A 21,694-nucleotide genomic window follows, 5' to 3' on the forward strand; every position below is an offset into this window, starting at 1 on the left:
GATGAACGTCTCTAGACTTTTGAGCCTGGTTGCAGGCTTTGGCCTCATGGCAAGCATTTCCGCTTTCGCCCTCCCCAAGGCTTCTGATATTTACCCCAAGATGGGTTTGGGTTACAACATCGGCAACACGATGGAAGTGCCCAACGATCCTACCAACTGGGGCAACATTGTGCCGAACAAGACCATTATCGATGGCATCAAGGCAGCCGGATTTAACACCATCCGCATTCCCTGCGCATGGTACACTCATTCTACAAACGGCGTCATTGACGAAACTTGGCTCAAGACCGTCAAGGACGTAATCGACCTGGCTATCGCCAACGACATGTACGTGATGCTGAACAGCCACTGGGATAACGGTTGGCTGGAAGACAACGTTTTCGACGGCGCCCATATCGACCGCAACGGACAGAACAGCACTACCGACGCCAAGGCCATCGCCGAACTCCAGGGCAAGTTCTGGACCCAGATCGCCAACTATTTCAAGAGCTACGACGAACACCTGATTTTCGCCTCCGCCAACGAACCGGGCGTTAACGACCACCGCGGTTCTGGCGCCGCCTACACCGACAACGGTCAGCTGGGTTTTGGTGCAGACCGAATGAACATCCTTAAGGATTACCACGAAGCTTGCCTCAAGGCAGTGCGTGCAACTGGCGGCAACAACGAAACCCGTACCGTGATCGTGCAGGTTCCCCGTACTGAACACGACAAGGCCGACTTGCTCAGCGCCCAGTATCCCGAAGATCCGGCCGGTGCAGGTTACACCATGGCCGAATTCCATTACTACCCCTACCAGTTGGCCTTTATGCCCGCCGACGAAAGCTGGGGCAAGGTGTACTACTATTGGGAAGACCAGACCACCGGTGCTGACGCCGCCCATACTTGTTCCGGTTCCGCAACCGGTTCCAAGAGCGACATCGAAAAGACCTTCTCCAAGATGCAGAAGCTGTTCTCTGACAAGGGCATCCCTGTGGTGATCGGTGAAATGGGTATTGCAGGCCACTACACCCTTAGCGGTTCCGACCTGGAAATGCACCAGAAGGCTCGCGCCGCCTGGTACGGCTACACCGTGGCAACCGCCAAGAAGCACGGCCTTGTTCCCGTTGTGTGGGATACCGGCTTTGAAGGCACCTTCGCCAAGGACGAAAACGGCTCCATCAACGTGAACAACTTTACCATTATCCGCCGTCAGGCAGCTTACGGTTCCGATCTGGGTTCCGTTGTTGACAAGCAGGTCATGAACGCCATGGTCACTCAGTTCGCCGCTGCAGAAGAATACACCCCCGCACAAAAGATTGAAGTCAAGGAAGGCGACAAGGCACTTTGGGTTACCTACAACACCAAGATCAGCACCGCAAGCGAAACTGGTACCGTCCGCCTCAACTTCAACGGTGGCGTAGACTGGTCCCAGTACACAGCAATTTCCTTCCAGCTCCGCACCGAACCTGTTTCCGTCATTGGTTGCGTCGGTGATTCGACCAAGGGTTGCAATGGCTACGCCTGGACAAGTGTCGACGCCTTTGGCATGAGCACGGCAGCAAGCAGCTGGTCCGACTTCCATCTGGGAGCCATGGAAGACTTCAAGAGCGTACTGAACACTGTTACCATCAAGCTGGTTGACGCCGATGGCGACAAGGCAGACGGTCTCAAGTTCAAGGACAAGTCCAAGGTGACCGCATTCGGAATCAACATTTACGCCACCCAGCTCCAGGGCACCATGTACCTGGACAACATCGTCTTGATCAAGGCTGACGGCACTTGCGATACCCTCCAGAGCTTCGACGCTGATTTGCCGGATACCGATGGCATTGCCAAGGCTCAGCTCATTGACGCCAACGCAGACGGCACCGGTCCCGAATTTGTTGCAGGCATCAAGGCCGTGGCCGCTGTCAACAGCAAGATGTTCGTGAACGTGCAGCAGGGTTATGTGAATGCCACCTTTACCGCAGCCAAGGCAGGTGAAGCTTCCGCCAAGTTGATCAACGGTCTGGGTCAAGTTATCGCCTCCCAGAACTTCACCGCCCATGCAGGGGCCAACACGGTTCAGCTCACCACCGGCTACCGCGGCGCCGCCATGTTGCTGGTCAAGCAGGGCAGCCAGAAGTTCATGCAGAAGGTTATTCTGAAGTAATGAACTAGGTTCGCAAAAAAGTACTGCATACCTTTGATTACGGCCCCTCCCTGGAGGGGCCGTTTCTTTATAAAGTATGCGTTGTAAATTCCGATACCCATGTTGAGAACTCTACACCGGCTTTTTCAACAGCGGCACGAAAAAACAACTAATGCTCCAATCCGGAATATAAATTGTCCTTAAATAAAACTAAGGAGCAATTATGAACTTCAAAAATGCATTCGGTCTCGCCTGCGCCACTTCTTTGCTGGCAAGCGCTTCTGCATTCGCAGCACTTCCCAAGGCCGCCGATCTGGCAGGAAAGATGGGATTCGGTTTCAACATCGGTAACTCCCTGGAAGTCCCCAGCAACCCCACAGCTTGGGGCAACCCGTTCCCCACCCAGGAACTGCTGGATTCCATCAAGGCTGTTGGATTCTCTACCGTCCGTATTCCCTGCGCTTGGGATTCTCACGCTCCTAACGGTGTCATTACCGAAACCTGGCTGGACTCCGTAAAGACCGTCGTTGATTTCGCAATCAAGAACGACCTCTATGTGGTACTGAACATCCACCACGAAGGCGAAGATGGCTGGTTCCAGACTCACATCGGCGAAACTGTAGAAGCCGCAGTCGACACCAAGATGAAGAACTACTGGACCCAGATTGCAAACAAGTTCAAGGATTACGACGAACACCTGCTTTTTGCTGGTGCCAACGAACCGGGCTCTAACCTGGGTGATAATGACTGGAACGCAGCCCATGCTCAGACCTTGATGCATTACTACCAGACCTTCATTGACGCTGTCCGCGCTACTGGCGGCAACAACGAAACTCGTACCCTGATTATCCAGGGCACCAACACCGACATCGACAAGTCTGTCACCCACATCAAGCCCAACATGCTCCCCACCGACAAGCAGGCAGGCTACATGATGTTCGAAGTCCATTACTATAGCCCCTACCAGTACACCATCATGCCCAGCGAACAGGACTGGGGCGCACCTGGTGGCGAAAAGATTCTGACCCAGTATTTCTACGGTGATTACCAGAGTGCCGATGCCAAGCGCAACGCAGGCTACAACGCATGGACAAATTCCGTCGACGCTACCGTCAGCACCGGCGCCTACGTCGACAATCAGTTCCAGAAGATTGCCCAGGCTTACGGCATCCCCGTCCTGATTGGTGAATTCGGCGCCAACATCCGCTACCCGGAACTCAGCGGCGAAGAACTGCAGAAGCACATCGAAGGCCGTATCCAGTGGCACCGCGACGTGGCCAAGGCCGCCAAGAAGAACGGCGTCATCCCCGTTATCTGGGACATGGGTAACGAAAGCACCGAAGCTTACGACAATATGGCTTATCTCCGTCGTCAGTCCGCTCCCATGGGCAAGCTGCTTGACGCAGGCGCCATCAACGCCATCCGCGAAGTTTATGGTCTCCCCGCCATCAGCGGCGCCTCTACTCCCAGCTCCTCCCAGGTTGTGGAAGGCGACAAGGCTGTTCACATTTCTTACAAGACCGTACAGTCTGACTCCAGCGAAGCAGGTACCTTCCGTATCGACCTGAGCGGTGCAAACTGGAGCGACTATGTGGCCATTTCCTTCGACATGCGTGTCGCCGGTACTGTTGCAGGCCCCTGCCTGGATCAGACTCGCGACGGTTGCGGCGAATACGGTTGGGCAAGCGTTTCCCTGTTCAACATGTCCGGCAACTGGAAGTGGAAGGAAGTCAGCCTGGGCAACGTGGATTCCCTCGCTGCACTGGGTCTGAAGAACTACAAGGTTGAATTTGGTGAAAGCGCCAACCAGATGGCTATCGTCGACGCCAAGGGCATGAAGGCTATCGGCATCAACATTTACGGCACCCAGTTCACCGGCGACATGTACCTGGACAATATGCTCCTGTGGAAGGCCGACGGTACTGTTGACACCCTGAACAACTTCGACAAGAAATCTGGCACCTTCGATGGTATCGCAAGCGGTTCTCTCATTGCAGCAAACGCAACCGGCGACTGGGGTACATCTACTACTGCCGCCATCAAGAGCATCGCCGCTACCAACAACAAGGTGATGGTCACCGCCCAGAACGGTCTCGTTAGCGCCACCTTCAACGCCCACAGAAGCAGCCAGACTTCCGTCAAGTTGCTCAACAGCCTTGGTCAGGAAATCGCCTCCAAGAACTACACCGCCATGCAGGGCCTCAGCACCGTTCAGCTGAAGACTGATTACCGCGGCTCCGCTCTCCTGGTCATCAAGCAGGATAACGTGAAGTATGTTCAGAAGGTAACCCTGAAGTAAGCGGTAACGCTTCTAAAAAACTCAAAATCCTTGCGCGACTCAGGAGTGTGTTCCGCAAGGCGGGTCGGTAAAGTGGCGACATAGCCGACCCGGAGATTGTCGCCAAAAATTTGGTCCCTTGGTTTGGGAAGACGGTCGCAGACGTGCGGCCGTTTTTTTTATCCGTCCAGTCTGAAGATTTCGTCTAGCTGTTTGTCGTCCATGTCGGCAAGCCAGGTTTCGCCGGCGTTCACCGTCATCTGGGCAATAGCCTTCTTGGATTCCAGCAGGGCGTTGATCTTTTCTTCGAAAGTACCCTTGGTAATAAAGCGGTGGACCTGCACATTGCGGGTCTGCCCGATTCTAAAGGCACGGTCCGTGGCCTGGGCTTCGATAGCCGGGTTCCACCACAAGTCATAATGAATCACCTGGGAAGCCGCCGTCAGGTTCAAGCCCGTTCCCGCCGCCTTCAGAGAAAGAATCAGCACCTTGGAATCAGGATTTTCCTGGAAGTTCTTCACCATGGCGTTACGCTGGGTCTGGGAACAGCCGCCGTGATAGAAATCCACCTGCAGCCCCATTTCTCGCTGAATCACTTCCTGGAGCAGGTCGCCCATTTCGCGGAACTGGGTAAAGATTAAAGTCTTTTCGCCCTGTTCCTGGATAGAGGCCAGCAGGTCCAAAAGCATACGGAGCTTTCCGGAATCTTCCACCTTGCCCTCCCCCACCTTCAGGAATGTTCTGGGATGGTTGCAAATCTGCTTTAAGGCCATGATCATCTGAAGAATCAGACCCTTGCGCTTGAACAGGCTGCCACCCGCCGGCACTTCGGCCATTTCCAGGACATCCGCCGTAGAATCATCCATAGAAATGACGGATTCCCCATTCATAGCCGCCAACTGGGCCATAAAATCGTCCAGGGTATGCTTGTAGAGAGCCGCCTGGCTCTTGGTCAGTTCGGCGTATTCGTCCTGCTGGATCTTATCGGGCAGGTCGCTAATGATGGTCTTGTCAGTCTTCATGCGGCGAAGCATAAAGGGGGCGGTAATATTCTTGAACCGTTCGGCCACCGCCTGGTTATTGAACTTCTGAATAGGAGTCTCGTACTTGTCGCGGAACTCGGCCTGACCCGGCAAAAAACCGCGGTTACAGAAGTCCATGATGGTCCAGAATTCCAGCAGACGGTTCTCCACAGGCGTACCGCTCATGGCAATTTTCATGGGAGCCTGCTGGGCTCGCAACAGACGGCTCTGTTCACTGTCGGCATTCTTGATATTCTGGGCTTCGTCAATAATCACCACCTGCCAGCGCATGTCACGCAACTTCTTGTGATCCAGGCGGTAAGTGGAATAAGTGGTCAGCAAAATATGGTGCTGGAACTTGTCCAGTTTGCGTCCCGGGCCGTGATAAGTATAAACGGAAAGCTCCGGCGCAAAGCGGGCCACTTCCATTTTCCAGTTGCACAAAAGACCTGCAGGCACAACCACCAGCACGGAGCCGGGGCCAGGGATACCCTGTTCATCAAACCACCCCCGGGGTGTAATCTTGCCTTCCTGCTTGATCTTCAACAAGAAGGTAATCACCTGGAGAGTCTTACCAAGACCCATATCGTCGGCCAGGATACAGCCAAAGCCCATTTCAAGATTCTTATGCATCCAGGCATAGCCTCTTTCCTGGTAGGGTCGCAATGTGGCATTCAGACCTTCGGGTAACGTAAGGGAAGTATCCGCACGCCATTCATCCAGCTGGGCCTTCAACCCGTCGGTCATGGTAATGGGAACTTCGTCGCAGCGGCCCGTCAAGGCAGCCTGCAGCAGACGTGCCGTAGAGAATATGGTCTGTGAAGATTCTTCTTCCGAATCCTCAGACGAGCCGTTTTCCGAGCCTTCTGCTGTGCCCTCACCCGACGTATCCACCCCAGCGGCACCAGCCTTTCCAGAAGCCTTCTTGTCTTGCAGTCGCTGTTCCAGTAGCTTCAAGTCGTCTTCGCTGTATTCCACATACTGGGACTTCATCTTCAGAAGACCGCCGGCGTTCTTCGCCAGCTTCAAAAATTCCTGGGCAGAAACAGTCTCGTCGCCAAGGGCCACTTCCCAGTCAAAGTCCAACAGGTCGCTGGCCTTAAAGGCGCCAATGCCAAGGCTACCCTTAAGCCTCATCTGGGCCTTGGGCTTGGCAATATTCAACAGCGACTTGGGCAGTTCTGTCTTGATGCCGAATACTTCAAACTTCTTGATTCCATAGGTAACGAATTCCTTTAATTCGGCACCTTCCAAAATCAGCGTTTCCGACCCGCGATTTTCCAAATAAACCTTCATAGGCTTAAAGGTTTCGGCCACGCAGTTCAGCACATTCATCAACGCCAGAAGCCTCGGGTCGTTAGCGGCAAAAAGGTTAGCCAGGGGCGAGCGCACCTTGGTCTCGCCATCCTCTTCCACAAAAACTTCCAGGCCAACAGCCTTGCCCACTTCACCGCAGACAAACACAATCTGATTGTTGAAATCCAGGGAGTTGTAAACCGAGAACCACTTCTGGATTTTTGAGGGGATCTTCAGGCCGCCGGCAGCCAGGCGCCCGGATTTGCAGTCGAAGAAAAATCCCAGCAAGTTGTCGTGAACGCTTTTCTTGCTGCTCTGGGCCGTGCGGGAAAACCGCAAAAGTCGACCGATAAAAATGGAAAGGATATGTTCGGCAGCCTGGGCCAACTCCTTGCGCACCGGCACCTTTTCAGGCGGGTTCCCGGAATCGTCTTCAGCCCCTTCCTTGGCCACCATCTTCTCGTCAAAGGCGAAATCGTCGGGCACGAACTTTTCCAGTTCCATGACCACATTCAAGACGTCGGGGAGCATTTCGGCAGGGAGCCAGCGGACTTGTGCCGTAAAGCTGTTGACCCAGAACACCTGGGGGTAAATGGCACCGCAACGGACAAGGTAATAGGCCACCGTCAAAAGCTGGTGCAGGTAGCGCACCGTCACATGGTTATGCCACACGCAACTCTGGTTCAGGCGGCACAGAGCCCCCATGATGTTCTCTACCGCAAGGCCAGAAGCCACCACGCGGTCTTCTACCAGCTGGTCAAAAGTCCAGGACCAACCCTTGGCATGGATAACCTGCAGCCGTTCCTTTTCCATAAGGAAGGTGCGGGCGTGATAAATGCCGAAGTCCTGGGCGAACTGTTCGAAGGTTTCGAAATGATTGTAAAAGCTGCGGCACCGTTCCAGTTCGTCGACAAAGCTCTTCTTGAAGTTTCCGCCGGGGCAGAAATCCGGGAAGTTGGTGAGCATGGCCGGCAGCACATGGGAATAGTCCCGCCAGTCCTCAAAACGGAACATGGGAACGCGGGGCGTCTCTTCGCGGAATCCGGGAAACACATGGACCAGCGCCCGCTCCATGGGCACATCCGTTTCCACATTCTCGGGCTTGTAATCCTTCAGGAACGTCAGGTCCAGACCATGAATCTTGAACAGCACCAGCGGGTCAGCGGCAATCTTTTCCGCCATTTTCAGAAAGGTGGAAATCACGTACTTGCAGGGCAGAGCATCCCTGCAATCGCAGTTCATGTTCACCCGGTGGGCTTCGTCAAACAGAGCAAGGCCGCTCTTTTCAAGCAGGATCTCGATGGAAGGGTTGATGGAATCGTGGGATATGGCCACCAGGTCTGCAGGCTGCTGCTTCAAGAGCCCTACGAAAATATCGGCCTGTTCCTTGGGGAACTTGGGAAATACGATGTAGTTGTCGTGGGAGCCCCCATTGGGGCCCTTCACCTCGGAACGCACACGGTTATCCATCACGTCTAGCGACGTGACTTGACCCCTCGCCACATATTTAAGGGCAACCTCTACATCATGGGACGATACGCCGGCAAGCAAGGTGTCGAGCCACTTCTTGCTCCACCACGTCCCTCCATAAACTCCATATTCCATAACGAGCGCAAATGTAATAAAATTACGGCACTTTTGTGCAGCTCTTCGCGCTCTACTTTCTGAATTTAGCCAAGGTCTGCTTCAGCTGTGCTACGTTAATAGGCTTTGCCAGGTGGCCGTTCATGCCCACTTCCTTGCACTTCTGGGCGTCTTCTGCAAAGGCGTTAGCAGACAGGGCAATAATGGGGATCAGGTTGCCATCCTTCTTTTCAGACAGGCGGATCCTCCTGGTGGCGTCATAGCCGTTCATCACAGGCATCATCAGGTCCATCAGAATCATATCCAGGCTACCTTCAGGGGTACGTTCGAAAACCTTTACCGCCTCTTCGCCATTGTTAGCGCAAGTCACCACCAGGCCCATGTCTTCCAGGAAGTTCTGTGCGATTTCCATGTTCAGGGCGTTGTCTTCCACCAGCAGCACACGCATGCCTTCCACCGACACATTCTCGGTAGAAACCTCTTCCCTAGCCAGGGGATTGTGGTTGATCTTGAAGGGGACCGTCACGGCAAAGCGCGTACCCATGCCCTCTTCGCTATGGACTTCGATATGGCCGTTCATCTTGTCTACCAGGCGCTTTACAATAGCCATGCCCATGCCGGATCCCTGGTAGGTGCTGCGGGCGTCGGAGTGCTCCTGGGCGAACGGTTCAAAGATATGCTGAACAAAATCGCTGCTCATGCCAATGCCCGTATCATCCACGTGGAAGCAGTACACCACCTGGTCTTCCGTTTCGCTAATCATCTCGGAATGGCAGAACACGGAGCCGCCGTGCCTGTTGTACTTGATGGCATTGGTCAGCAAGTTCAGAAAAATCTGACGGACATACAGCGGGCTTCCAATAAGATCCCTATGCTTCAGGCTTACGCCGCAGTCATGATCCAGGGTCACGTTATTTTCGACAGCACGCAAACCGGCAATGGTATAGACATCCGACAGCAAGTCATAAAGGTGGAAGGGTTCCTCGGCCAGAACCGTGTCCGCATCTTCCAGCTTGCTCATTTCCAGAACGTCGTTCAGCAAGGAGAGCAAGTGGTTGGCCGCCGTGCGGGATTTCTTGCGGAACTCGTCGCGGGCCTCGCCTTCGATTTTCTTCATCTCGTCCAGTTCCAGCAAACCAAGGATTCCGTTCAGGGGAGTGCGGATATCATGGGACATGCGGGTCAAGAAGCTGGACTTGGCGGCGCTGGCACGTTCCGCCTTCTGGGCTGCGGCCTTCAGCTGAGCCTTGTAAACTTCTTCACGGGCCACCTCGTCGCTTACAGAGCGGATCACCCACAGCACACTGATACAGCGGCCATTGTCATCACGTTCCATGGCAATGAACTGACCTTCACCCCAGCCAATGTATGTACCCTTGAAGCGGACACTAATGGACTCGTGGCCACCCATGCGCAAAGGCAAGGTATCCAGGTTGGTAAAGTCGGTAATAACCTGTTCGTAGCCGGGCTCCACCATCTGTTCGCTCATGACCTTGAACTTTTCACGAGCATCCCCTTCCTGACCGATGAAGCTCTTGATGGCATCCACATCGGTGTGTCCCAGTTCGCGGAACTTGCCCGACGTTAAATCCACATAGTAAACACAGAAGTAAGCCCGTTCCAGGGCGGCAAAAACCTTCTTGCGGAATTTATCTTCATCCAGCAACATGGTCATGCGTTCCTTTTCCTTCTTTTCCTGGGTAATATCCAGGCCATACAGGATGCATTCCAGGTGTGAATTTCTGGGATTCATCAGCAAACGGACATGAATACGGCAAGGCGACAAGACCTCGTCCACAATAATGTTGTATTCCTGGTCAAAGGAAATATTACCGTCTACAAAGAACTTCTGCAGTTTTTCGCAAGAATAGTTCTGCACAAAGCGGATCTGTGACGCCTCATCGGGAATAAAACGTCCCATGTAAGCAATCAACTGGTCTACGGAACGGCAGTTCCTAAAGCTTTCTACAGAGCGGGACTTCCCGTTCAGGCCAAGCACCACGTTATCGGTTACATCCAGGTGGAAAATTCCAAACGCATCGGGAATGGAAGCGAACAGCAGGCTCACCTGGCTTTCATAAAGCTTCTCGGTACGGCGGATGTTGGTAATGTCCCAGGCGTACTCGATAAAGACCTTGCGGCCCTTCCATTCCGAAACCACGAACTTCTGCGACAGCACGCGCTTGCCCACTTCAAGTTCGTCTTCCTTGATCTTTTCGCCATCCATCTTTTCCAGCAGACAGAACGGGCAGGGGTTATCCAGACCCACCAGATACTTATGGCAGACCGCCCCCGACACAGAGGCTCCGGGAATAAAGGCCAGGCTTCGTGCAACAGGATTCGCATACAGAATCTCGTGAGTCACATAATCGCACACGATAATAATCTGGTTCGAATGCTCAAAAACCTGCTCAAGAATCTCGGAACTGTCAGCCATTTCTCACCTCTATAAAAATGCGGCAAATTACAAAAAACTTACATCACGAAATATAAACAAAAAAAAGTCCCCCGGAGGGGACTCTTCAATCTAGACCGCAAACAGGGCCTATTTTCGTCTAGAAGATTGAATTAGGAAGTCTGCTTCTTGTTCACGTGGGCTTCTACCACGTTGATCACGTAGTCGCCCAGGTGTTCACAGGCATTCACCACATCCATGTAGTGCACCGACATCTGGTAATCATACTTCTTGTCGTTGATGTCCACTACGTTGCGTTCCTTCAGGCTCTTGCGGTAATTGTTGATTTCATTTTCCACATTGCGGGAACGGTTATAGTCGGCACCGGGCTTGCCCTCTTCCACCTCGATCATATAGTCCAGAGCCACATTGCACAGTTCAATCATGTGGTTGATGTGCTTGTACTGATCTTCGGTAAAGTCGTCCTTGCTACGGAACTTGTGGTTGATGGCGCGGGCCATGTTGTAGCAGGCGTCGCCGATACTTTCCATTTCAGAAATTTCACGGAGCATGGAGCGGATATTGCTCTTACTTTCAAGGGAGAGTCGGCCTTCGCTGACCTGGTTCAGGTACTTGGCGATTTCCACTTCCATGCTGTCACTGATGCCTTCATACTTTTCGATGCGGCTGAAGATCTTGGTAAACTCGTTTTCGTCCTTGGTAGTCAGAAGGTCGGGCACCATATTGAACATCTTCTTGCAGCGCTGGGCGAACAGCACGATTTCCTTGCGGGCTTCGAACAGAGAAAGTTCTGCGGTGCTGAGGATACCGCCGGTAATGAACTTCAGACGGAATTCGTCGTCGTCGGCCTTGTCCTTGATAATCTTGCAGATGAGCTTTTCCATGGGCTGGATGAACCAGATCAGGATCAGCACGTTGCACACGTTAAACATGGTATGGAAGCCAGCCACGGCGAAGGTAACGCCATCCTGGGCGGCCTTGACTTCTTCGGGAGTAGAAGGCTTGATAGAAGGATCGAAACCCACCAGGCTGCAAACCAAGTTGATGAAGGGGTGGAACACGCAGAGCACCCACACCACACCGAACAAGTTAAACAGCATATGGGCAAGGGCCGCACGGCGAGCCTGGGTCGAAGCACTGAGGGCAACCACGTTAGAAGTGACGGTGGTACCGATGTTCTCGCCCATCACCAGAGCGATACCCTGGTAAATTTCGAGAGCGCCGCTGGAGCAGAGGATCAAGGTGATGGCCATGACTGCGGCAGAAGACTGCACACACATGGTCATAATGCTACCGATCAGCAAGAACAGCAAGGTGCTGGCAAAGCCCCACTGGCCGCAGGACTGCACAAAGCTCTGCACCGCCGGGATGTCGCCCAGGTGCATAGAGGCACCCGTGGTTCGCAGGGTGGTAATGGCAAACAGCATGAAGGCCAAGCCGAACAGGAATTCACTAAAGCTCTTGGTTCCGTTCTTCTTGGAGTAGCTCAGAATGATGCCCAGTACAAAGCAAGGGTACACCAGGTAGAGCATGTCGAACTTGAACCCCAGCACCATGATCCAACCAGAGATGGTGGTACCGATGTTCGCGCCCATGATAATAGAAATGGCCTGCTTCAAAGTAAGCAGACCAGCATTAACGAAGCTCACGGTGAGCACGGTAGTAGCGGTAGAAGACTGGATGGTGGCAGTGACTGCGGTACCGGTGGCCACACCCATTACGCGGTGTTTAGTCATGGTACCCAGCATGGTACGCAGGGTGTTTCCGGTGAGTTTCTGAAGACCTTCAGACATGGTCTTCATACCGAACATCAAAAGTGCAAGACACCCAAGAAGGGTGAGCACAGCGAGTTTCATGTCCACAGCGGGCATATATTTTCCTATCTAGCCCATCCACAGGGCCGAGTTTTGCGCCGTTATCGGATCGTACAAGCGGATTCGCATTCGCAAGAGCGCTTTCACAGTAGTTCTGCTAGTCCGGGCTCACGGCGTAGTTTTCTGTTTGTATCAAGTGCGGCTAAATATAGAAAAACATGTGCTTATTTGGAACGGACCATGGCAACAGCCTGGCTGGCAATGCCTTCACCGCGGCCCGTAAAGCCCAACTTTTCGGTGGTAGTGCCCTTGATGCCAATCTGCTTTACATCCAGGTTCAGCACACGGGCGATGTTCGCCTTCATCTGGTCCTTGTGGGGGTTCACCTTGGGGCGTTCGCACATGACAATGGCGTCGATATTGATGATGTCGTAGCCAGCCTTCGCCACTTCCTCACCCACCTTGCGCAAGAGCTCCAGACTGTCGGCGCCCTTGAAGGCGGGGTCGGTATCCGGGAAATAGGTTCCGATGTCGCCCAGGCCTGCGGCACCCAGCAGGGCGTCGCTAATAGCATGGAGCAGCACGTCGGCATCGCTATGGCCCAGCAAACCCTTTTCGTAAGGAATGTCTACGCCGCCGATAATGCACTTGCGGCCTTCCACCAACTTGTGAACGTCAAAACCAATACCAGAACGATAAATCTTATCCATAATGAATCCTTTTTTATTTACGGCAGGAAATATAAAAAATCCCCGGGTTGCGTTTTTCAGCAAGCCGGGGAGATTTTGAATGTTTGTAGAACGACGATATTTAAGTCTGTTAATTAGTCCAAAGACTCACCTTCATCATTAAGCGACTGGAAGCCATAACCGCAATCCTGGCTACATTCCAGAAGAGACGAAGTGCATTGTTACAGAAAGAACCGCGAGACGCAAAAGTAAAGGCTATAAACTTTTTCATAAGCCAAAATTCCTTCTTAAAATTTTCTCCAGCGCTGAAAAATAACAAAAAGCAAAAAAAATTCCCGGCCTTTCGTGAAGGTCGGGGTTAAAATGTGTTCCGATTAAGGAGTTTTTATGCAGCATGTTCCTTTATCTCCTCGGTAGCCGGATTTTCAGTTACCGAGTCGTCAGCCAGCTTGGCCGTCTTGCCGCGGGTTCGTCGGCTATCGACCTGAGCCAGCTTGGTCTTGACCGCATCGTTCACGGAATCGATGAACTTGTCACAGGAAGCATCCCCCTGCGCAGCAAGAACCACAGCCTGGAACGCAACCAGTTCAAAAGCCAGGGAGCACTTGCGGCGAAGCTTGAGGCCACACTCATGTTCCCGCTGGCCATTTTCCGCATTACGATCCATGGCAGCCCTTTCGAAGTTCTTGTTGGCTTCGTCAAGGCGATCCACCCAGGTCTTGAAACCGCAGGCGTTCAGCACATCTTCGCCAAGGCCCCGCAGGCCGTTCACGACGTCATCCACGTAGCCCGTCATCTGCACCTGGTTCAAGCGAGACATATTCGAATGTTCAAATATCTTCCACACCTTGGCCCCGGCTTCTGCGGCACCCTCGTTAGGATAGTCCGAAGCCACGCTGGCCGCCTTGCGGCACTTAGAGAACAGGTTGCGTCGTTCCTCGTGCAGCAAGCTGGCCACATGGCCAACTGATTCGTCTGCATTCTTGTCCATGTATCTGCTGAACTCATTGTAAGCCAACTCGTAGTCCCTGACCAGGGGTAGCATCTGCTGGGCAGTCAACTCCTTGGCGAACTGCACGCCCGCGCTGTGAATTCCCTTGAACTCATCGTTGCGCATGGTTTTATAATGGATGTTCTTGATCTTCTTGAATTCATTCATATTTTTACCTCTTTATTTTTACGTTATCAACATAACGTTCGTTTGTTGAGACAAGCATAAACTACAAAGTTCGTTTTTTCCAGACCAAGAATTTCAGGACTTTTTTGAACATTTTTTCAAAATCTGCATTTTTCGTTCAAAAAAGCCAATTTTATCGCAAAAAAAATTTATTCCTTTGTATGGCAGAGCTCTTTTCCCTCACATCCTTGCCACTTTTTTCGAATGCAGAGCACTTTTCCCTGAGGGAATGAGTGCATTTTTTTCGTGCAGAGCGGTTTTCCACCGCGGTGAAAGTGCAACATTTTGCGGCAGAGCGGAATCACGTCTCACGCAAAGTGCAAATTTTTTCGACAGAGGGGAATTCCGTTTCACGGAAAGCACAAAATTTCTTGACAAAGCAAAATCCCGCCTTCTCAAAGGCGGGATTTTGCTTGGCAGAGCCCTTTTCCTTCGCAGGAAAGGCACTCCGTTTTTAAAATTTGCAAAATTCCGTTTTGCGGAAACTGCAATGTTTTTGGATTTTGACTAATTCAACCTCAGGAAATCGCCCCAACCTTCATCATCTGCAGTATCACTCTGACTGGCACTCAGCAAGGGAGCCGCGGTCTGAACATCCACCACAGTCATCTGGGGAGCTTCGTATTCTTTCTTTTCGATTTTCACGTTCATGATTCCCCCTACTTGACCATTACCGGTGTGCGGTCGTTAACGTAAACGCCATGAGCCTTAGGCTTATTCAGGCTACGGCCAGCGGCATCATGCCAGCGACCAGCCTTGGAAGCTGCAGTAGTCTTGACAGTCTTGATTGCAGTGACGTCTTCGTCACCTTTTTCATCGGAACCTGCGCCAGGAACGGACGGATTCACGATATAAACAGAGAAGGTTTCGGGCAGGTCTTCAACAGAAACAGCCGGAGCAAAAAGCGGTTCGCTGCCAGGAACGGCAGGCTTGTTTTGACCGCATTCACCCTGCATCATGTATCCGCGCATCGGATCCACAGCGACACCGGACTTGACCTTTATAAACTGGCCAACTTGGACAGGACCTGCGCCATCCACATAATTCTGAGCATCAGCTCCAGAAAGAGCAAAGCCAGCGAATCCATACACCTTGCCAATTTCGGCCTCATACTTGCCGCCATCCTTCCAGCCCTTAAGGGTCGTGGTTCCCATCATTCGCCATCCGCCGCTATTTGCACACGGATTATTCCAGACATTGCCAGCAGTATTTGTATCAACGGTAGCCAATAATGTTACAGGAGATTCTTTGAAAGAGATCGTTTCTCCCTCAGGCACAACGATATAAGCCGCATAAGAAAAAACAAACTGATCTTCTTTATACAAGCCAACCGATGCGCTATTAACATCTACACTAGCCAACCTGTTGAATGTCGCACCGGAAACTTTACCCGGAGCAATCTTAAAAGGCAGCATAACGGTTGCGGAAACACCTTCTTGAAACTTACGTTCCAATTTTACAGAATCCACCACAACATCTTTACTAATGTTGAAAGTTCTTTGAGCTTCAAGAATGGTAGCGACCAACTTGCCATTCACGCTATCAAACTTCACACTGCCTTCAGCAAGCTTATTCAGCTCAGCCAACGGACTTCTATCCACATCTACTGCAAAAGCGGACACGGCCAGCGCGCCTGCAAACAGAGAAAAGAACAAACGTTTCATTCTTAAGACTCCCTTTGATAACATTACCAAACTAGGGAAAATTTAAAAAAACAGAAAAAATTTTCAATATTTTAAAATCGGGCTATGTTCTTTACGACCTAAAAACTTTTCGTCCCAAATTTAGGTTTTACCATAAATATGGCAATATTCGGCCTGCTTTTTCTGTATGTTCTATCACATTTAGCACTTGATTTTTGATGTCCATAATAAAAAACATATTTTTTCAAGGCACTTACAAAAAACTTACACTTTTTCATTGATTTATTCCTATCTTTTTCATAGCCTTTAAAAAAAGTTTGGTGTCTTATGTTTACAGAAATCAAGAGTTTTCTCGTAAATGCGCATATGAATCCCCAGGAGCTTCGAGCCACCCAGGAGGCAATCGATAGCAGAAACCGCAGAACCCTAAATGCGTTTTCGTTGCTTTCTATGGCAGCTTTCGCAGCGGCGACCGCGGCCGCACTTTCAGCAGACATCAACGGTATTTCGCAGAAGGCCACGGGTTACATCGCAGCCCTGGTTCTGTCAATAGTGATCTTTCTGGCCAACAAGTTGCTCGTGCCCAGATTCCCACAACTTCTGCACTCATTGGAATTTGCGTTCGAGTGTGCGCTTTATGCCGCAGGCATGTTCCTGACGTTCGTCAATTCCCCGGAACAGTTGACCATTACCCTATTCGGCATGTACCTGATCGTACCTCAACTTTTCGCCACAAGGCCTTTCCGAGTAACAGTCCTTACCATCGTTGTCGCCCTATCGTTTATCGCCCTCTATTACGGCACCGACATAAAACCCGCCGCAATCCGCATGCAGGAAATTGTCAATTCGACCATTTTCTCTTGCGTGGGTATATTCCTGGGCTGCTGCGTGAAAAAGGCCTTGCTGGAGCGTTTTGTTTTTGAGCATCGCGAAAACCTGGCCAACAGTAAGGAACGCAAGATGCAGTTGTTGCAGTGGAAGTCCATGGCCAACATCTACATTTCTATGGCGCAGGTCGACATGGATACCGACGAGTTCACCATGATGCGAACCAACCAGTTTATCCAGGACTCCCTGCCCACCGAAAAGAATTTTACCGTTTGCGTCAAAAAAGTGATGGAAGCCACCACGGATCCCGACTACTTGGAAGAGGTTCTCGCCTTTACCGACATGACCACCCTGAAGGATCGACTGAGGGACAAGAACACCATCACCCACGAATTTTTGGGAAAACATTTCGGATGGTGCCGCGCACGTTTCATCGCCGTGAAAGATAGCGAAGAAGAAGTTCTGCACCGCGTCATCTATGTGGTTGAAAATATCGACGAACAGAAGAACCGCGAAGCACACTTGACTTCCATGGCAGAAACCGACGCCATGACGGGATTGTTCAACCGCCAGGCCGGATCCACCAAGATCAAGGAAAAATTGTTCAACAAGGTGGATGGTATGTTCTGCCTTTTCGACATCGACAAGTTCAAGCAGGTGAATGATACGCTGGGGCATCAGGCTGGCGACGAGGTGATTATCGCTACCGCAAAGGCACTGCGCAAGGCTTTCCGCGACAACGACATTCTGATGCGCTTGGGCGGTGACGAATTTGTGCTTTTCGCCAAGGATATCACTACCGAGGAACTGGGCGCAAGGGTTATCCAGAGATTCTTTAATACGCTGGAAAACACCCAGGTGAAGGGCCTTGAAGATTATCGCATTTCTGTAAGCCTAGGTGCAACTATCGCAAAGGGCGGCGAAGCAAACTTCGATGAGCTTTACAAGCAGGCGGACGCTTGCACTTACGAAAGCAAGAAAGTTCCCGGCAAGTCCTTCACGTTCTACCGCGGTTAAGCGAAAACAATCCCCAAAATTCTTCCCTATTTAAAACCAACATTTATTCGTGAGTGCTGGGAAAAAAGTCGCCCCCGAAATAAGGAAATCGCCCCGACTTTTTCGTGAAGGATACAAAAAAATCCCGCAGGCTCTGCGGGATTTTTTAACGCTGTATTTGTTCTGCTTCGACTAGAGTGTTACAAGAACGTTCTCGTATCGATAGAACGAAAGTTAATCCAGGGATTCACCTTCATCATTAAGCGACTGGGAACCATAACCGCAATTATCAGAACAACAGAGCGGAGTCGCAACACCGTCCATCTTCAAAACGGTCATTTGAGGAGGACGTATTCTTTCTTTTCGATATTTTCGTTAATATTCATTTTTCACTCCTTACTTGACGATTACTTGCTTGCTGTAGAAGGAACCACGATTGGAAGGTTTCTTCTTCCGGGTCAATCACTTCGCCACCAACAGAAGGATCAACGGTCTTTATAGAATTGAGGCGATAAAGATCCGCAGCCGCTCTAATCTGATAACAGCCACGAGAATTTTTAACCATATTTACTTCTGCAGTGGGAGTCCATTTTATTAACATAATGTTTCCACCTGGTTTATTTTGTTACAAAAATAAAAATACGGATTATAAGCTGTAAATTTTTTTCCAACCCCCTTGTGATATTCATCACTACGATTTTTATAAAAATTTTACACTCCTAAAAAAAAACACCTTTTTCCCCTATATTCCAATCTATTGCGACTTTTTTTTAGTGACACCAAGAGACCACTTAACTAAATTTGGAACTGAATTTTACCTAAGAAGTGGGAACAACATGATACGTACCCTAAAAATTTCAGCAGCAATCGCTATCGCCGGAGCATTCTCCGTCGCCCAGGCCGCAACCACCTGCACCGATACACCCAAACAGTACGGACCTATTACTATCAAAAAGGTCGGTAATAAATGTTTCGCAGAAATTGATGCAGATGGCGAACATCACAATGAGCCTGCGGCAATCACTACCACAGAAACGGTGGATTCAGTATACTACTACAGAAAGAATTCTGCTACTTCCGCAAAACAAACTATTGTATTGCCCGTATACCCATCTCAAGGGTGCAAACCCACATCTACCGGCGCGAACTTAAGCGATATTCGAAGAATTTATAAAAACAAAGATTCTGTTTGGACTGTACTAACAAATCCAGTAACAACCTCTTCCACAGGATTCGAGGCAAACCGTCCTTATCTAATCGAGTTTAAGGAACGCGATAGTAACGGACTATATTTCAAGTTGGGCGGAAAAGATTGTACATTTGACCTAAATACCACTGATGGTGCTGCCGTCTCCAAATATTCTGCAAACCCTGATACCAATTCACCCACTGGTTTAAAAGGAATTTGGGAATTCAAGGGAGTTTACACAACAAAGACCTGGGACGCAAACGATACAGAGCGAAGTCATTCCTATGGATTAGCTGGCGCAGGCACTATTGGAAAATTCGTAAAAGCAGGAACAAACGCCAGTGTTCCGCCCATGCGAGCTTACTTGGTTTACAATAGTCAGGGAACCATGGGAAAAGCCGCACCGGGATTGTCTTTTGCACCCGCAGCTGACGACCCCGGCTTGCTCCCCGCATCTATGGAAGTCATTGAAGAAGGCGATTGTTTCCAGGAAGGCGACGGCATCTTTGAAGTGAAGATGATCAATGACAAGAGGGTCGCCTGTATCGACGGCAAGAGCGAAGCAAGACTGCAGACGTTGAGCATTCCGGAAGACGTGACCGTTGACTCTATTGTTTATAATAGAGAATTCAATATTGGGCAATACAGTGATGTTGCATCCACAGTCGTTCTACCCTTTGACATCGCAGGTGGATGCTTAAATAGCGCAACACAGCTCTACGAAATAGCAAATATCCAAAACAACCAAGGTTCATGGGCAGTTTATGCAGTTGGTTATTTGAACACGATGAAAGCAAACACACCCTACTTCGTTGTAGCAAGCAAGGCACAAATTGAGTTCAATTCTTCTGGATGGGACGGACCTTGTCAATACACGCTTAGCACAAAAAATGGCATAAACGACGCTGAATTCACAGCAGATTATAATAAAAACGATGGCAACCAGGGACTACCCGGAACTTGGACATTCAAGGGCACCTACGAAAAGATCACCTTCAATGAATCCTCAAAGAAGGGCGTCTATGGTTTCGCCGGGAATTCTCAAGGAGACAATATTACCGCAGGCCAGTTCATAAAGGCGGGTACAGGAGCAACTGTTCCGCCCATGCGAGCCTACCTCAAGTACAACAGCGCAGGCGTTCTTGCCAAGGCTGCAGCCGGCGCCGAAATCGCTGAAGAAGATCTTCCGGAAACAATCGTGGTCAAGTTTATTGATGGCGACGGATCAACAACCGCCACCGGCACCATGAACACCATCACCGGCGAAATCACCATGGACGAAAACAAGTGGTTTGACATGAAGGGCCGCATGATGAACAAGAAGCCCACTGTCAAGGGAACATATTACAACAAGGGCCAAAAGGTCATTATCAAATAAGGGAATAGGAAAATGGAAATGAAAGAATACGTCGCACCGAAAATGACCATCGTCGACATGAAGTTTGAATCTTCCCTGCTTGCAGGCTCTGGTGAGGGTCCCGATGTTCCGGAATACGAAGGCGAGTTCGGCCTCAACTTCGATGTTGAAAACAAGAAGAACGCCTAAGTTTCGAGAATCTTGAAAAAGCCCGGCCTCATTGAAGTCGGGTCTTTTTTATGCAATAAAATTCGGTGGTAATTTTTTTCATACCTTGCAAAGGCCGCAGATTCTTCCCTATTCAAAGCGTCAATAGCACGAAGCCACTGAGCCAGCCGACTATGGTCATCCTTGAAGTACTCAGCGTGTTTCAAGAACTTTTTCACCTCCACGAGGGTGATTGTCTGTTTACTGAAATACACGAGATCGTTCTGAGTCCGCATCTGGATTGTATAACGGTAATCCTTGCAAACTTTCCACGGGTACGTATCGAAAAGTTGAAAGCTAATTAGATTCAAGTTGTCCAGCGGACGCATGTCGTTTGGGGGCACCATACGGCTTGTATGACGGGCAACATAAAGCATCAACCGATCGCTAAAAATCGAGCTACCATTGTGCTGAACCTCCACTGAGATGATATCATCAGGAGGCTTTGTTCCGCAATATACAGGATGAACTTTCCGCAGCAAAACATCAGGTTCAACGTTCTTAAAGCCAAGTTCTCCGGGAATGTAAGGATTCGTGAGTGTCGGATTCTCTATACGTTCTTCGCCTTGCAAATTAAGAGCTGCATTCACCAGATCCGTGGTCAAGTCAAGATTTTCATTCGCCACCCTCAATTTTTTCAAAAGTTCGGCAAATTCTTCTCGTGTCATGCTATTCTTTATTCTTGTTCAAATGCCAAATAGCAGTTGAGGCGGAGTGAATTATCCACCTGCTATATAACACGACTTTTTCAAGACGACGCTCCCGTTTTTTTTGATTTTTTTCATCCCAAAAACAAAAAAGGAACCCACCGGCTGGGGGTTTTCATTTTATACAATAAAAAAAGGACCCGCGAGGGGTCCTAACGTTATGCGAAATGATCGCAGCAGCTATTTGCCACTCTTAAGCCGTTCGATTTCTGCCTTGAGAGCAGCAATTTCAGCAGCGTTATCGGCAAGAGCATTGGCCTGGTCGGCCAGTTTCGCATCTTTTGCCTTGCTTGCCGACTCCATTCTGCGAACCTTGCGTTCAAGAGCGCGTCGTTCGTCGCCTGCACTCACAAAGCCAAGCCTTTGTCCAATACTCTT

At 50.5% G+C, this 21,694-nt stretch carries 16 protein-coding genes; 6 read left to right on the plus strand and 10 right to left on the minus strand.

Features of this window, described 5'->3' with window-relative positions:
* Nucleotide 1: 1 nt before the first annotated feature.
* On the plus strand, nucleotides 2-2,134 hold the full coding sequence (locus BUB38_RS03985; RefSeq protein WP_073157342.1) for a glycoside hydrolase family 5 protein: 2,133 nt from the start codon (nucleotides 2-4) through the stop codon (nucleotides 2,132-2,134).
* 202 nt (nucleotides 2,135-2,336) lie between these two features.
* Nucleotides 2,337-4,412: a glycoside hydrolase family 5 protein gene (locus tag BUB38_RS03990; protein ID WP_073157344.1), complete on the plus strand. Its 2,076-nt coding sequence runs from the start codon at nucleotides 2,337-2,339 to the stop codon at nucleotides 4,410-4,412.
* 158 nt (nucleotides 4,413-4,570) lie between these two features.
* On the opposite strand, the gene BUB38_RS03995 is transcribed toward BUB38_RS03990, so the two are convergent.
* The 5 genes from BUB38_RS03995 to BUB38_RS04020 form a co-directional block, all read right to left on the minus strand.
* The gene (locus BUB38_RS03995) at nucleotides 4,571-8,314 is read right to left on the minus strand and encodes an SNF2-related protein (RefSeq protein ID WP_083541877.1); all 3,744 of its coding nucleotides are present in this window, start codon (nucleotides 8,312-8,314) and stop codon (nucleotides 4,571-4,573) included.
* Nucleotides 8,315-8,366: 52 nt separating this feature from the next.
* Entirely contained in the window at nucleotides 8,367-10,730 is a 2,364-nt protein-coding gene (locus BUB38_RS04000) for an ATP-binding protein (RefSeq protein WP_073157349.1), read from the minus strand.
* 131 nt (nucleotides 10,731-10,861) lie between these two features.
* Entirely contained in the window at nucleotides 10,862-12,580 is a 1,719-nt protein-coding gene (locus tag BUB38_RS04005; protein ID WP_254794871.1) for a Na/Pi cotransporter family protein, read from the minus strand.
* Nucleotides 12,581-12,747: 167 nt separating this feature from the next.
* Nucleotides 12,748-13,233, minus strand: coding sequence for a 2-C-methyl-D-erythritol 2,4-cyclodiphosphate synthase (ispF, locus tag BUB38_RS04010; protein ID WP_073157352.1), 486 nt, complete (start codon nucleotides 13,231-13,233; stop codon nucleotides 12,748-12,750).
* A gap of 364 nt (nucleotides 13,234-13,597) precedes the next feature.
* Nucleotides 13,598-14,371 carry a DUF6261 family protein gene (locus BUB38_RS04020; protein WP_073157357.1) on the minus strand — a complete coding sequence of 258 codons (774 nt, stop codon included), beginning with the start codon at nucleotides 14,369-14,371 and terminating at the stop codon, nucleotides 13,598-13,600.
* 247 nt (nucleotides 14,372-14,618) lie between these two features.
* On the opposite strand from BUB38_RS04020, the gene BUB38_RS04025 reads away from it, so the two are divergent.
* Nucleotides 14,619-14,900 (plus strand): hypothetical protein, encoded by a 282-nt coding sequence (locus BUB38_RS04025; protein ID WP_139258218.1) that lies wholly within the window; start codon nucleotides 14,619-14,621, stop codon nucleotides 14,898-14,900.
* On the opposite strand, the gene BUB38_RS16240 is transcribed toward BUB38_RS04025, so the two are convergent.
* Together BUB38_RS16240 and BUB38_RS04030 are read right to left on the minus strand one after the other, a co-directional pair.
* Complete coding sequence (locus tag BUB38_RS16240; protein WP_175547637.1) at nucleotides 14,897-15,040, minus strand: hypothetical protein; 144 nt, start codon at nucleotides 15,038-15,040, stop codon at nucleotides 14,897-14,899. The genes BUB38_RS04025 and BUB38_RS16240 overlap by 4 nt on opposite strands.
* Nucleotides 15,041-15,048: 8 nt before the next feature.
* Complete coding sequence (locus BUB38_RS04030; RefSeq protein ID WP_073157362.1) at nucleotides 15,049-16,053, minus strand: hypothetical protein; 1,005 nt, start codon at nucleotides 16,051-16,053, stop codon at nucleotides 15,049-15,051.
* Nucleotides 16,054-16,398: 345 nt separating this feature from the next.
* Between BUB38_RS04030 and BUB38_RS04035 the strand changes: the two genes are divergently transcribed.
* Nucleotides 16,399-17,877 (plus strand): GGDEF domain-containing protein, encoded by a 1,479-nt coding sequence (locus tag BUB38_RS04035; RefSeq protein ID WP_175547638.1) that lies wholly within the window; start codon nucleotides 16,399-16,401, stop codon nucleotides 17,875-17,877.
* Nucleotides 17,878-18,238: 361 nt separating this feature from the next.
* On the opposite strand, the gene BUB38_RS04040 is transcribed toward BUB38_RS04035, so the two are convergent.
* On the minus strand, nucleotides 18,239-18,421 hold the full coding sequence (locus tag BUB38_RS04040) for a hypothetical protein (RefSeq protein WP_139258220.1): 183 nt from the start codon (nucleotides 18,419-18,421) through the stop codon (nucleotides 18,239-18,241).
* Between the two features lie 271 nt (nucleotides 18,422-18,692).
* Here BUB38_RS04040 and BUB38_RS04045 point away from each other — a divergent pair, with 271 nt between their 5' ends.
* On the plus strand, nucleotides 18,693-20,423 hold the full coding sequence (locus BUB38_RS04045; protein WP_073157371.1) for a hypothetical protein: 1,731 nt from the start codon (nucleotides 18,693-18,695) through the stop codon (nucleotides 20,421-20,423).
* Between the two features lie 12 nt (nucleotides 20,424-20,435).
* Nucleotides 20,436-20,591 (plus strand): hypothetical protein, encoded by a 156-nt coding sequence (locus BUB38_RS16245; protein ID WP_170932261.1) that lies wholly within the window; start codon nucleotides 20,436-20,438, stop codon nucleotides 20,589-20,591.
* Here BUB38_RS16245 and BUB38_RS04050 read toward each other — a convergent pair.
* On the minus strand, nucleotides 20,588-21,277 hold the full coding sequence (locus BUB38_RS04050) for a PD-(D/E)XK nuclease family transposase (protein WP_073157374.1): 690 nt from the start codon (nucleotides 21,275-21,277) through the stop codon (nucleotides 20,588-20,590). The genes BUB38_RS16245 and BUB38_RS04050 overlap by 4 nt on opposite strands.
* Before the next feature lie 219 nt (nucleotides 21,278-21,496).
* The coding region (locus BUB38_RS16250) for a hypothetical protein (protein WP_175547639.1) at nucleotides 21,497-21,694 on the minus strand (198 nt) is incomplete at its 5' end.

It is taken from the genome of Fibrobacter sp. UWH5 (genome assembly GCF_900142505.1).
Lineage (GTDB): Bacteria > Fibrobacterota > Fibrobacteria > Fibrobacterales > Fibrobacteraceae > Fibrobacter.

Excerpts from the sequence above, each read along its gene's own strand:
- BUB38_RS04040 (WP_139258220.1), bottom strand. The coding sequence starts at position 18,421 with ATGGTTAAAAATTCTCGTGGCTGTTATCAGATTAGAGCGGCTGCGGAT.
- BUB38_RS04005 (WP_254794871.1), bottom strand. The coding sequence starts at position 12,580 with ATGCCCGCTGTGGACATGAAACTCGCTGTGCTCACCCTTCTTGGGTGT.
- BUB38_RS04050 (WP_073157374.1), bottom strand. The coding sequence starts at position 21,277 with ATGACACGAGAAGAATTTGCCGAACTTTTGAAAAAATTGAGGGTGGCG.
- BUB38_RS04045 (WP_073157371.1), top strand. The coding sequence starts at position 18,693 with ATGATACGTACCCTAAAAATTTCAGCAGCAATCGCTATCGCCGGAGCA.
- BUB38_RS04000 (WP_073157349.1), bottom strand. The coding sequence starts at position 10,730 with ATGGCTGACAGTTCCGAGATTCTTGAGCAGGTTTTTGAGCATTCGAAC.
- BUB38_RS04030 (WP_073157362.1), bottom strand. The coding sequence starts at position 16,053 with ATGAAACGTTTGTTCTTTTCTCTGTTTGCAGGCGCGCTGGCCGTGTCC.
- ispF (WP_073157352.1), bottom strand. The coding sequence starts at position 13,233 with ATGGATAAGATTTATCGTTCTGGTATTGGTTTTGACGTTCACAAGTTG.
- BUB38_RS16240 (WP_175547637.1), bottom strand. The coding sequence starts at position 15,040 with ATGAACGTGAAAATCGAAAAGAAAGAATACGAAGCTCCCCAGATGACT.
- BUB38_RS03990 (WP_073157344.1), top strand. The coding sequence starts at position 2,337 with ATGAACTTCAAAAATGCATTCGGTCTCGCCTGCGCCACTTCTTTGCTG.
- BUB38_RS04025 (WP_139258218.1), top strand. The coding sequence starts at position 14,619 with ATGAGTGCATTTTTTTCGTGCAGAGCGGTTTTCCACCGCGGTGAAAGT.
- BUB38_RS03985 (WP_073157342.1), top strand. The coding sequence starts at position 2 with ATGAACGTCTCTAGACTTTTGAGCCTGGTTGCAGGCTTTGGCCTCATG.
- BUB38_RS16245 (WP_170932261.1), top strand. The coding sequence starts at position 20,436 with ATGGAAATGAAAGAATACGTCGCACCGAAAATGACCATCGTCGACATG.
- BUB38_RS04020 (WP_073157357.1), bottom strand. The coding sequence starts at position 14,371 with ATGAATGAATTCAAGAAGATCAAGAACATCCATTATAAAACCATGCGC.
- BUB38_RS04035 (WP_175547638.1), top strand. The coding sequence starts at position 16,399 with ATGAATCCCCAGGAGCTTCGAGCCACCCAGGAGGCAATCGATAGCAGA.
- BUB38_RS03995 (WP_083541877.1), bottom strand. The coding sequence starts at position 8,314 with ATGGAATATGGAGTTTATGGAGGGACGTGGTGGAGCAAGAAGTGGCTC.